General features: G+C 63.0%; 10 protein-coding genes and 1 pseudogene. 9 read left to right on the top strand and 2 right to left on the bottom strand.

Features of this window, described 5'->3' with window-relative positions:
* Positions 1-622 precede the first annotated feature (622 nt).
* Positions 623-1,684, bottom strand: coding sequence for a hypothetical protein (locus Q8O80_RS03980; RefSeq protein ID WP_305577172.1), 1,062 nt, complete (start codon positions 1,682-1,684; stop codon positions 623-625).
* A 1,061-nt stretch (positions 1,685-2,745) separates the two neighbouring features.
* Positions 2,746-4,440, bottom strand: coding sequence for a tetratricopeptide repeat protein (locus tag Q8O80_RS03975; protein ID WP_305577170.1), 1,695 nt, complete (start codon positions 4,438-4,440; stop codon positions 2,746-2,748).
* 66 nt (positions 4,441-4,506) lie between these two features.
* On the opposite strand from Q8O80_RS03975, the gene Q8O80_RS03970 reads away from it, so the two are divergent.
* From Q8O80_RS03970 to Q8O80_RS03930, 9 genes and pseudogenes are all read left to right on the top strand, one after another.
* On the top strand, positions 4,507-5,844 hold the full coding sequence (locus Q8O80_RS03970) for a tetratricopeptide repeat protein (RefSeq protein WP_305577168.1): 1,338 nt from the start codon (positions 4,507-4,509) through the stop codon (positions 5,842-5,844).
* 3 nt (positions 5,845-5,847) lie between these two features.
* Positions 5,848-6,027 (top strand): hypothetical protein, encoded by a 180-nt coding sequence (locus tag Q8O80_RS03965; RefSeq protein WP_305577166.1) that lies wholly within the window; start codon positions 5,848-5,850, stop codon positions 6,025-6,027.
* A 138-nt stretch (positions 6,028-6,165) separates the two neighbouring features.
* Positions 6,166-6,930: a class I SAM-dependent methyltransferase gene (locus tag Q8O80_RS03960; RefSeq protein WP_305577164.1), complete on the top strand. Its 765-nt coding sequence runs from the start codon at positions 6,166-6,168 to the stop codon at positions 6,928-6,930.
* Positions 6,931-7,105: 175 nt separating this feature from the next.
* Positions 7,106-7,549, top strand: a complete 444-nt coding sequence (locus tag Q8O80_RS03955; RefSeq protein ID WP_305577162.1) for a carboxymuconolactone decarboxylase family protein — start codon at positions 7,106-7,108, stop codon at positions 7,547-7,549.
* Between the two features lie 90 nt (positions 7,550-7,639).
* Positions 7,640-8,203 carry a GNAT family N-acetyltransferase gene (locus tag Q8O80_RS03950; protein ID WP_305577160.1) on the top strand — a complete coding sequence of 188 codons (564 nt, stop codon included), beginning with the start codon at positions 7,640-7,642 and terminating at the stop codon, positions 8,201-8,203.
* A gap of 170 nt (positions 8,204-8,373) precedes the next feature.
* Positions 8,374-9,549, top strand: coding sequence for a substrate-binding domain-containing protein (locus Q8O80_RS03945; protein WP_371136095.1), 1,176 nt, complete (start codon positions 8,374-8,376; stop codon positions 9,547-9,549).
* Between the two features lie 67 nt (positions 9,550-9,616).
* On the top strand, positions 9,617-10,381 hold the full coding sequence (locus Q8O80_RS03940) for an ABC transporter ATP-binding protein (RefSeq protein WP_305577158.1): 765 nt from the start codon (positions 9,617-9,619) through the stop codon (positions 10,379-10,381).
* Positions 10,374-11,096 (top strand): ABC transporter ATP-binding protein, encoded by a 723-nt coding sequence (locus Q8O80_RS03935; RefSeq protein ID WP_305577156.1) that lies wholly within the window; start codon positions 10,374-10,376, stop codon positions 11,094-11,096. Before Q8O80_RS03940 ends, Q8O80_RS03935 begins: the two co-directional genes overlap by 8 nt.
* Before the next feature lie 71 nt (positions 11,097-11,167).
* Positions 11,168-11,472: pseudogene (locus Q8O80_RS03930) on the top strand (branched-chain amino acid ABC transporter permease); the annotation flags it as partial.

Raw genomic sequence — 11,472 nt, 5'->3', positions numbered from 1 at the left:
CGCGGAATTGGTCAGGTGTGGTGTCATGGGAAGTCTCCTGTTGAGGAGCGATGACGGCAGTAACCCGGCAGACACGGAGGGTCGCATGCGGAAATAATTTCCGCATTGGCTGCCACATCTGGGCAGCCAAACCGTCGATGCCGGCGAGGAACTGGGCGTAATCGCTGTAGGTAAAACCGATCAGTGGCGCGAAAGCGAAACGGGTGATGGCGACAAGTCGCCGGTCAACGAAACGCGACGCCGCGATCGAGTTTCAACAGGAGAGCATAGTGATTGGTCTTCCCCATTCGGGGAGATGGCGGTAAGGGTCAACATAGCCTGGGCCTTCTCATACAAGGTTGCGGGTCAGGCCTTCGTCGGTGTGTCGAGCACCGGCGGGGGCCGTTAAATGTCTGCAGGAATTCGGTTTTCCGCCGACAAACCAGAGATAGACCGGAGCGAAGTGTCCGGCAAGGTGAAAAGAACACATCCGGAACAAGAGCCCCGGGATGGTTAACAGGTGACGCGGCCAATCTAGTATTCAAACAGCAAGAAGCCCGCCGAAGCGGGCCCTGATATTCGAGTTCCAGTGATGGCGGTCATCAAGTAGCCGCTTATCTGGCTGGTTGTTGCAAGAGTGCTGTCACGCCGCACGCGCCTGGGTCTCTGGGTCCATCGTGAACTCTGAGTGATCGTCTGTGTTCTGTTGCAAGCGCACCGGGTCAGTGGGTTCCATCAGTCCATCCTCTGAAGTGACGGCGCTGTCAGCCGCGACTGGAGCACACGTCATCGGTTCCCCGTGCACCACAAACCGCAACGCAGGCGTGACTTCTTGCGCCAGCCAATCAGTAAGCTCCGTCGCTGCCGGCCAGCCCTCGGCACCGCCCAGCTGGCGCAGTAGCCGCTGAACCTGGCCCCACGACGTTCCATCTTGTACCCGACCGACTTCCCAGTTGCCTTTTGGATTCCAGCTATGCGGTCCAATCGGAGCTGCGATCACCTTAAAGAGGTCGTGCGCATGGCGGCTCAGGATTTCAATGTCGTCGGCCAGCTTGCTCTTGACGACGCGCTTGCCGAGCGCCTTTTGCGCCAGTGCCTCGGTCACATGATGGAGGATGCGCTTCACTCGCAATTCGAACTCGGCGATATCTGTGTCAGCCTTGAGCTCCGCCACTTTGCGAAGCCCTGCCAATCCGCCGACGTCGAGGGGAGAGACGTCACTCTCCAGTTTCGTGCTTCCGCCGAGCGCCGCTTTGACGTCCTTGCCTTTTAATCGCTCACCGGTAGCGATGCGCGCAACGAGGCCATCGATTTGATCCTTGTCCCCTTTGGCAATCTCGAACATGACCGTCGGCGCTACCGCGGAAGCGATGAGCTGGTCGCGATGGTCCTGAAGACGTTCGTACACCGAGCAATAATTCCAGGCGTTGCGGACGCTGTAGTGTGAGAAAGTCTTCAGGAACTTTCCAAAGGACTTTTCCGGCACCAGCGATTTTAGCTCCACGAATGTCTCGCCCAAATCATATGCGTGTGCGGTGCAATCGCGATCGAGTGCGATGATCTTGGCCACTGCTCGCTTCAGTGCGTTTTCAGTGTCCAGCGAGACTGCCTCATCGGCGGTCTCGAGAGGCATTTTCACAGAAACGAGCAACGGTGGCATTGCTTTCCTGTGAGCGTCGTTCTTGGCGTCTGGCGTTTTCTTCATGTGTGACCTTTCTGTCAAACAGCCCATTGCTGTACCTTCATGGTCACCGCAGAAAACATGGGAGTCAACTCCAATGAAATTGTCAACACATTGAAACTAAAATTGTTTTGCTGATTCTGTTGGGTTTTGCGAAACTCGAATTCTGGCGCTGGCTGCAGAATCGCGACATTCGGTCGCACCCCTTTTCGATAGCTTCTCACCCCCTCAAAAATCGGAGAATGGGCTCCGTGTCGCTTAAATTGCTGAGGTTACGGTGATGAAACATCCTTGGGTGAAATCCTTGGCGACTATGGTTGGTGATTGAATTTTCAATCGGGGAGGCGGTGCTGTTCAGGCCTGCCATCGCCGTGTGAAGATTGCAGAGACCGCATCTTGCTGGCGAAGCTGCCTGAACCGCGGACCTCGTTTGCTTATGTGGCAACGATGCTAGTGGGCGCTCCTGGCGAAGCGTTGTGTTCACCAAGGAGATTTGCTGATCCAGCGTCCCTGTTGGCTTTGCGCGGTGTATCGCAGCTGAATGGACGGGCATACGCGTGCGCTAGTTGGTTATGCGCAGAGGTCTTCGGGCGGGCGTTTCGATGAAGCAGTAATTTTAAGGAAGTGGATTTGAGAGGAGATGGGTCGGCGCGACAACGACCCGATCCGACGTCGGCTAACAAATGTAGACTTGCCAAAATGTATCGCGCCATGTATCGCTCAATGTATCGTAAACGGGCTTTCGCGTCAGAAGCTTGGCGGAAACCCTTGGAAATGCGCTTATTGGGGAAGAGTCCCACCCTCTCCGCCATTTGTTGAGACCCTCTTCCCCATTTAAGTGCAAGCCCTTGCGTTTCCTGGCTGGTTTCTGACAGTACGCGCCCGGCAAGGGACTTTCGGTCATGGACCGCGCTATGCGCGATCATGCCCCTCGATATCCTCTTTCACCACGTCATTTCAGGGCCCTATTTTCAAATCCGCGGGGTCGCACCCCTTGTCAGGGCAGGTTGAGGAACCTGAACGGCCCGGCGAACGCGGCCAGATCGACCGTGTTCGCTGACTTGCAAGCGGCAATGGGTGCCGAGCTAGGTCGCCGGCAAACGACGCCACGCATCGGCAATCATCCCCTGCAAGGCCGCCCGCGCCGGGCCTTCGGGATAGCTGTGGGCGATGCGGGCGAGTTGCAGGTCGAGCGAATCGGCGCCTTCCAGCTGGCGCAGGCGGGCGATCGCTTCCAGCGCCTCCTCTTGCTGTCCGGTCATCGTGGCGAGGATGGTCTTGGCGATCCAGGTATAGGGGTAGCCGGGATTGAGCAGGGCGGCCTTGTCGATTTCGCTTGTTGCCTGGTCCAGGCGGCCCGCCATGAAATGGGCGAACGCCTTGTTGAAGGCGATGTAGTATTGCCAGGGAAACAGCGGCGCCACCCGCTCATGCTCGTTCAGGCAGGCCATCGCCTCCTCCGGCTGGCCGAGATAGAGATAGTGCCGCGCCAGATAGAGATGGGCGATCGGGTTTGTCGGCGCCAGCTCGACCGCGCGTTTGGCAAGCTCTAGCCCCTTGGGCGGCCGTGTTATCATGTTGAGCGCATTGGCCGCCCATATCAGCACCGCGGGATCGTTGGAATCGAGCGCCAGGGCCCGGTCGCAATGAAACTGGGCCTCGGTGGCGAGCGCCGGATCGCGCGCCCCGCCGACCTCGTAGCTTGCCGCCAGCCCGTTGGCGAGTGCAGCGTGGGCTGCGGCATAGTCGGGGTCGAGCGCCACCGCCCGCCGCGATTCAGAGATGGCGAACGGCAGGTTGTCGAGGCTGATATGCTGGTAGGCGGTGTTGGCGCGGACGACGCATTCCCAGGCGGTGAGTTCGCTGGCGCTGCGCAGCACCCGGTCCGCCTCCCGCCGCATCACTTCCGTCGACATTCGTCCGGCCAGGTCGATCACCAGATCGTCGGACGGGGCGTCGATGTCGGCGAGATCGACACGGTGCGCCCACAGCAGGCGCGCGCTCGCCGCCTCGAGCAGCTGGAAGCCGAGCCGGTAGTGCTCGCCCATGCGGCGAAGCGTGCCCTGCGCGATGTATCTGAGCCCCGCCGCTCCCGTGGACCATTCCTGTGTCGCCGCCACCCGCGACACGGTGGCGTGCGCCGCCAGCACATGCAGATCGCGGTTGAGCGACAGCGCAGCACTCACATCCTGCGCCAGGATCTGCGCGAATGTTTCCACGTCCGGCCCGGCGCCGAACACCTGCATGTCGACCACGACAATCGTCGGCCGCCTGTCGCTTGTGCCCGCGGCAGAAGGGGCCACAGCTGTAACGGCTTCCTCCGCCGCGGCTGAAATCTCCCGCAGCCGGTAGCCGACGCGATTGAGCGTCTGGATCTCGAAGCCGCCCACCGCGGCCGCCGCCTTGCGCAGCCGCCCGATGCAGCGCTGGATCGCATCTTCGCCGACGACCACGCCGCGCCAGCACTGCGCGATCAGGTCGTCGCGCGTGACTGTCTCGCCCTGGCGTCGCGCCAGCGCCACCAGCACCTGCATCACCCGCGGCTCGACGCTGACGGTCTGCTCAGGAGCGGAGATCTCGCAGGAAGCCGGCAGCACGGTGGCAGGCCCGAGCGCGAACGGCGCCGTTCGTGCCAGGTCGATCGCGGAAGCGGCTGCACTCTCGGTCATCGTCTCCTCCATCGGCAATTCATCGGCGAAGCATCGGCGCGCCGTCCTGTCGGCGAAAAGCCTCTTGCGCCAGAACACCGCCCAACAGGAAGCGCCGATTATGACTTTCACACGCGCCGCCTGCAATCCGTTTGACTTCGCAATCCAGCGATCAAATCTGCCAGGGAGCAAATCATCATGCACAAGGACGCACAAGGCAACGCGCTGTCCGGCGCAACCGGCGAGACAGCCGGCCTCTTCGACCAGGCGGTCTCGGCTTTCAACATCTATCGTGGCGACCCGGTTGGCCTCGCCGACCAGGCCATCGCGCTCGCGCCCGGCTTCGCCATGGCGCATATCCTGAAAGCCCATCTCTTCGGCCTGGCGACAGAGCCGGAGGCGACGAAGGAAGCCAGAGCGATCCTGGGCACGGTCAAGTCCCTGAGGCTCACCGAGCGCGAGGCGTCGCATGCGGCAGCGCTCGACCTGCTGATCGATGGCGAGTGGAGCGCGGCGGCAACCGCGCTCGACCGGCACAATATTGACCATCCGCACGACATCGTCGCCCTGCAGGCGGGCCATCTGATGGATTTCTACCGCGCCAATGCGCGCAGCCTGCGTGACCGCATCGCGCGCGTGCTGCCGAAATGGTCGGACGCCATTCCGGGCCATTCCATCGTCGTCGGCATGCATGCCTTCGGGCTCGAGGAAACCGGCGACTATGCCCGCGCCGAGGAGGCCGGCCGCCGCGCGCTCGATCTCCAGCCGCTCGATTCATGGGCGCACCACGCCGTCGCCCATGTCATGGAGATGCAGGGCCGCGCCGAGGACGGCATCGGCTGGATGATCGCCCGCGAACCGCACTGGTCCGGCGACGACAATTTCTTCCGGGTCCACAACTGGTGGCATCGCGCGCTCTGCCATCTCGATCTCGGCCAGGCCGACCAGGTGCTGGCGCTCTATGACGGCCCGATCCGCCAGGACCGCTCCATGGTGGCGCTCGACATGGTCGATGCCTCCGCACTTCTGTGGCGGCTCACCCTCACTGGCCATGATGTCGGCGACCGCTGGCAGGAACTGGCCGCAGCCTGGGACAGCCACGCCGACGGCCGCTCCTATCCGTTCAACGACTGGCACGCGGTCATGGCCTATCTCGGCGCCGGCCGGACCGGTGACGCCGAGCGCATCCTCGCGGGTTTCCGGGAAGGTGGTGGCGCCGCTGAAGTCGACGCCTGGGGCCGCAGAAACGCGCTGCCGCTGGTCGAAGGCTTTGCCGCCTTCTGGCAGGGCGACTACGAGACCGCGGCCGACCGCCTGCACGGCGCCCGCCAGATCGCCAACAGCTTTGGCGGCAGCCATGCCCAGCGCGACATCATCGACTGGACACTGACCGAAGCGACGCTGCGCGGCGGGTTGACCGGCATGGCCGAAGCGCTCGCCAGCGAGCGCCTGGCGCTCAAGCCCCACAGCCCGGTGAACAGGTCTTTCCTGCGCCGTGCCCGGGCAGAATCCAGACCCGGACAGAAGGCCGCCTGAGCCATGGCGATCTTTCAACACAGCCTGTTCGGGCCTTGGCGGGAACGGCGCAGGCGCTCGCGCGCCGAACGCGCCGAACGCGCCCGCCGCGCCGCCCTTTGCGAACTCAACGACCATTACCTCAGGGACATCGGCTACCAACCCCGGAAATCCGCCGGCGATCCCTGGATGGAGCCCCAATAAGGCAATTCCCCGGGTCAACCGGGGAGAGGTGAAAAGCGCCGTCAGGCGGTCATTTTTCAATCAGCAAGGCCGCCTGACGGCCTCCAGCGTCGTCCGCCTCCAGGATCTCGCTGCGAACAAGCCACGGAAGCAGATTCGATGTTATCGATGCAACGATGCGAGCCGATCCGGCAGCTCCAGGCTGCGGCGCAGCCGGGAGCCGAGGTCTACAATCGCCACGCCCGGCTCTATGGGCGAAAGCATGACCGGTTCCTCAGGATCGCCGGGGGCGCAACGCAATCGGCCGTCGAGGGCATGGTGTCGGCGATCCTGGAGCCCGGGCTCAAGATCCTGGATGCAGGATGCGGGACGGGCCGCCTGGGCGGCTCGCTCCAGGCGATGGAGCCGGGGATCGAGCTGACGCTGCTGGATGCCGCACCCAACATGCTGTCCCGGATCGTCAATCCAATGGCGCGGACGATTGAAGGCAGCGTGACCGAACTGCCCTTTGGCGACGGCACATTCGATGCCGTGATCTGCACCTGGGTGCTGGAAACGCTGGCAGAGCCGCGCGCCGGCCTCGCCGAGCTGATGCGGGTCCTCAAGCCGGGCGGCACACTCTGCATGGCGATCTGCATCGAAGCCGAGCAGCCGATCGATCTGATCACCCGGATTTTCATGCGTCGGGTGAAGACCAGATGGCAGGGGCATCAATTGCCGCTCGCCGACCTCGAGGCAAGCCTAAGATCAGCCGGCGGAACCCAGATGCGGGTTCGCCGGGACCGTGTGACGGCGGCGATCTTTGCACGGAAGCGCAACCGGGTCGACCGGTCCGGCAACGGCGGCGAGGTCTGCCGAGCCTCGCGTCTTCCAGCTTCGCCGCAGGCCATAAGCCGGCAATCTCCGGCTGCCGCGCAGTCTTGAAAAATTCCCCGGGCGCTCCGCCCGGGGTGTGGCGGGCGGGTGCGGCCAAGCCTCCGCCAGTCACCCGACAGGCTTGTTCGCCCAACGGACGATGAAAGCCACGGCACGGACGCGAAGGCAGTCCGGGCCTTCTCTCAACACGCCTTCACACCAAGCAACCAGAAAGGACTTACCTATGAAACTCATCACCACAGCCGCGGCACTTGCCGCGGTCTCGACCCTCGCGTTTGGCATTTCGATCGCCGGTGCGCAGGACAAGCCGACGCTTGAGGAGACCTACAAGGACATCGAGTCCGTCTACGGCGTGACGCCGGAATACATGAAGGTCTACCCCAAGCAGGGCATCGCCGCCGCCTGGGCGCTGACCAAGGCGCTCGAGGTTGAAAAGGGCGCGCTCGATCCGAAGATCAAGTCGCTGATCAATGTCGCCGTGGCGGCGCAGATCCCCTGCCGCTACTGCATCTGGCTCGACAGCAAGTTCGCCCGCGAACTCGGCGCCACCGACGCCGAGATCGCCGAAGCCGTGGCCCAGGCCGGGTTGACGCGCCACTGGAGCGCCATCCTCAACGGCATGCAGATCGACTTCGACGCGTTCAAGGCCGAATTCGGCGGCGAGTGACGCCTTTGAAGAGCAGCCCGCCGGGACCGATCCTGGCGGGTCTGCCTGCCCGGCGCCGCGCCCAAAAACACCCTGCTGAAGGAGAAAACCATGACTGAAGACACAAACCCACCTAGCTACATCATCCGGCTTGCCCGTCCGGCTGACATCCCGGCGATCCGCTCCATGCAGGAGCGCTCGATGTGGGTGCTCGGCGGCGATTTCTACAGCGCGAACGACATCGCCAGCTTCCTCACCCTGTTCGGGACGATGGATGATGCGGTGGTGGACGAAGGTCACTATTTCGTCGCTGAAGATCGCCGTGGTGCGATTCTCGGCAGCGGCGGCTGGACGCGGTCGCGGCCGCGCTATGCCACTGCAAGTGCCGGAACCCGGACCCCATCTGATGCGCCGACGGTTCGCAGCGTGTTTGTCGATCCCGCCGCCACCCGCCGCGGGGTCGCATCGGCCATCATGGCGCGGACCGAACAGGATGCAGTCGACCATGGCGCCGAGATGCTGCAGCTCACGGCTACCCTCTCCGGCGTCGCGCTTTACCACAGGCTCGGCTATCAGACCGAGGAGGTGACGGCGCTGGAACTCCCCGATCGGTCCCGCTTCGAATGCGTCAGGATGCGCAAGGCGCTGGGAACGCTGCGGTTCCGGGCTGCGTGATCAGCCGTTGACGGCCGTGGTCTGGTCTTTTTCTCCAGCCCAGGGCGGGCAAGACCCGGGATTTCAAATCAGGCGCACACAGCGGCTGGAGGCCGCTTTGGAATCTTGACATGAATATTGATTCATGTTTCATGTTTTCACCATTGTTCGCTCAGGGGAGGAGACCCAAAATGAAGATGAGAACGATACTGGCAACCGGTGTGGCTGCTGTCATGCTGACAGTGCCGGCGCTCGCCGAGATCAAGATTGCACATGTCTATGGCAAGACTGGAGCGCTTGAGGCTTACGCCGCCCAATCGCACACAGGGCTCATGCTCGGCCTGGAATACGCCACCGGCGGTACCATGGAGATCGATGGCGAGAAGATCGTCGTCATCGAGAAGGACACCCAGCTCAAGCCCGACATCGGCAAGGCCGTGCTGGCCGAAGCCTATGGCGACGACGAGGCCGACATCGCTGTCGGGCCGGTCAGTTCCGGCGTTGGCCTGGCGATGCTTCCGGTGGCCGAGGAATACGAGAAGATCCTGATTGTCGAACCCGCCGTGGCCGATTCGATCACCGGCGCGGACTGGAACCGGTTCATCTTCCGGACCGGCCGCAACTCCTCGCAGGACGCCATCTCCAACGCTGTCGCGCTTGGCGGCGAAGGCGTGACGATCGCCACGCTGGCGCAGGACTATGCCTTCGGACGCGATGGCGTGGCTGCGTTCCGTGAGGCCCTGGCCGCAACCGGCGCAACGATCGCGCACGAAGAATATGTGCCCACCGACACCACCGATTTCACCGCGGCGGCCGAGCGCATCTTCAACGCCATGGGCGCTGTTGAAGGCAAGAAAAAGCTGTTCATCATCTGGGCCGGCGGTGGCAATCCGATGAGCAAGATCAACGCCATGGACCCGTCCCGCTTCGGAATCGAGATCGCGACCGGCGGCAACATCCTGGCGGCGCTGACGGCCTACAAGGAACTGCCGGGCATGGAAGGCGCCACCTATTATTACTACGAGATCCCGAAAAATCCGGTCAATGACTGGCTGGTCAAGGAGCACATGGCCCGCTTCGGCTCGCCGCCGGATTTCTTCACCGCGGGCGGCATGGCAGCCGGCATTGCCGTGGTCGAGGCAATCAAGAAGGCCGGCTCCACCGACACCGAAGCGCTGATTTCGGCGATGGAAGGCATGGAATGGGAGACGCCAAAGGGCCTGATGCGCTTCCGCAAGGAGGACCACCAGGCGCTGCAGGCGATGTATCACTTCCGCACCGAAATCCAGGATGGCAAGGACTATGGCGTCCCGGTGCTGGTGCGCGAGATCGGCATTGACGAGATGGATATTCCAATCCGCAACTGATGCCGCAAGCAGCGGGCGCCGGCTGCGGCGCCCGCCCTTGGCTCCATCCCCCCGCATAGGTGCGCGCATGACACAGACGCTTCTGGAAACGGACAGCCTGACCGTCCGCTTTGGCGGCCATGTGGCGGTGGACACTGTCAGCTGCGCGTTCCGGGCCGGTGAACTCACCGCCATCGTCGGGCCCAACGGGGCCGGCAAGACAACCTATTTCAATTTGATCTCCGGACAGATCACCGCCTCAGCAGGCACTGTTCGACTGATGGGCGAGGATGTGACGCGCGACCCGGTGGCCATGCGCTGCCGCAAGGGACTGGGGCGCGCCTTCCAGCTGACCAATCTGTTTCCCAATCTCACCGTGCTCGAAAATGTCCGGCTGGTGATCCAGGCCCGGCGCAGGATGGGGTTCAACCTGTTGTCCATGGCGCGCGCCCACACCGAATTGACGGTGGCGGCGATGGCCGTGCTCGAGCGGGTGCGCCTCCACAGCCTCTGCGAATACAAGGTTGGCGCCCTCAGCCACGGCAATCAGCGCAAGCTCGAGGTCGCCCTCCTGATCGCGCTCGATCCGCTGGTCTACATGTTTGACGAACCGACCGCCGGCATGAGCGTCGACGAAGCGCCGGTGGTGCTGGACCTGATTGCCGAACTCAAGGCCGACACCGACCGGACAATCCTGCTGGTCGAACACAAGATGGACGTGATCCGCTCGCTCGCCGACCGCATCATCGTGCTGCACAACGGCGCTCTCGCCGCCGATGGCGATCCGGCAACGGTGATGGCGTCAGACGTGGTGCAGGAAGCCTATATGGGACGGGATCTCGCCGATGTCTGATCCGATCCTCGAACTGTCCGGCATCCACACCGACATCGCGCAGTATCACATCCTGCAGGGCGTCGATCTCATTGTGCCGCGTGGCGGCGTGACCATGCTCTTGGGCCGCAACGGTGTCGGCAAGACCACGACATTGCGCACCATCATCGGTCACTGGCAGAGCAAGGCCGGCAGAATCCGTTTCAACGGCACTGAGATCACCACCCTGCCGACGCCTGCCCGGGCCCGCGCCGGGATCGGTTTCGTTCCGGAAGACATGGGCATATTTTCCGATCTGACGGTCGAGGAAAACATGGTGCTTGCGGCCGCCTCAGGTCCGCTCGATCCGACTCGCCTGGAATCCATCTTCGCGGCTTTTCCGCCATTGCGGACATTCTGGCGCTCCGAAGCAGGCAATCTCTCTGGCGGCCAGAAGCAGATGCTGTCGATCGCCCGCGTCATGGCCGAGGAGCGGCAATTGTACCTCATCGATGAACCCACCAAGGGGCTGGCGCCCGCGATCATTTCAACCATGGCCGGCGCGCTTCGTGACCTGAAGAAAAAAGGCGCGTCGATCCTGCTGGTCGAACAGAATTTTTCCGTCGCCAAGGCGCTCGGAGACACCGCCGCCGTCATGGATGACGGGCGGATTGTCTGGTCGGGCGAGATGGCCGAACTCGCCGGCGATTCCGCTCTGCAGGAGCGTCTGATGGGCCTGAGCATGGAGGCGCATTGATCATGGCTGCAGCACCCGACCACGCGCCAAAATACGCGCAATTGTCGCTGCCCGACAGAATTGGAAAGGCAATGCCGCTGCTGCTTGTTCCGGTTCTGGTGGTGCTGGGTTTCCTGTCCATCGGCTCGACCTCGAGCTGGCTGACGCTCACCGTGTCGGGCCTGGCGATGGGCATGATGATCTTCATCATGGCCTCTGGCCTGACGCTGGTGTTCGGGCTGATGGACGTCATCAATTTCGGCCATGGCGCGTTCATCTCTGTGGGCGCCTATGTCGGCATCTCGGCGCTGCTGGCGCTTGAGGGATGGACCGGAGTGCCCTCGCTGATGCTCAAGGTGGCTGCGGTGCTGACGGCGGTGATCGCCGCCATGTGCGT

Source organism: Devosia sp., from assembly GCF_030689745.1.
GTDB classification, from domain to species: Bacteria; Pseudomonadota; Alphaproteobacteria; order Rhizobiales; family Devosiaceae; genus Devosia; species Devosia alba.
Note: the sequence above shows the minus strand (reverse complement) of the source record. Positions and strands in the feature narration are given on the sequence as shown.

Coding starts and splice junctions, on each gene's coding strand:
- Q8O80_RS03965 (WP_305577166.1), top strand. CDS start 5,848: ATGGCGATCTTTCAACACAGCCTGTTCGGGCCTTGGCGGGAACGGCGC.
- Q8O80_RS03955 (WP_305577162.1), top strand. CDS start 7,106: ATGAAACTCATCACCACAGCCGCGGCACTTGCCGCGGTCTCGACCCTC.
- Q8O80_RS03935 (WP_305577156.1), top strand. CDS start 10,374: ATGTCTGATCCGATCCTCGAACTGTCCGGCATCCACACCGACATCGCG.
- Q8O80_RS03945 (WP_371136095.1), top strand. CDS start 8,374: ATGAAGATGAGAACGATACTGGCAACCGGTGTGGCTGCTGTCATGCTG.
- Q8O80_RS03970 (WP_305577168.1), top strand. CDS start 4,507: ATGCACAAGGACGCACAAGGCAACGCGCTGTCCGGCGCAACCGGCGAG.
- Q8O80_RS03940 (WP_305577158.1), top strand. CDS start 9,617: ATGACACAGACGCTTCTGGAAACGGACAGCCTGACCGTCCGCTTTGGC.
- Q8O80_RS03980 (WP_305577172.1), bottom strand. CDS start 1,684: ATGAAGAAAACGCCAGACGCCAAGAACGACGCTCACAGGAAAGCAATG.
- Q8O80_RS03950 (WP_305577160.1), top strand. CDS start 7,640: ATGACTGAAGACACAAACCCACCTAGCTACATCATCCGGCTTGCCCGT.
- Q8O80_RS03960 (WP_305577164.1), top strand. CDS start 6,166: ATGTTATCGATGCAACGATGCGAGCCGATCCGGCAGCTCCAGGCTGCG.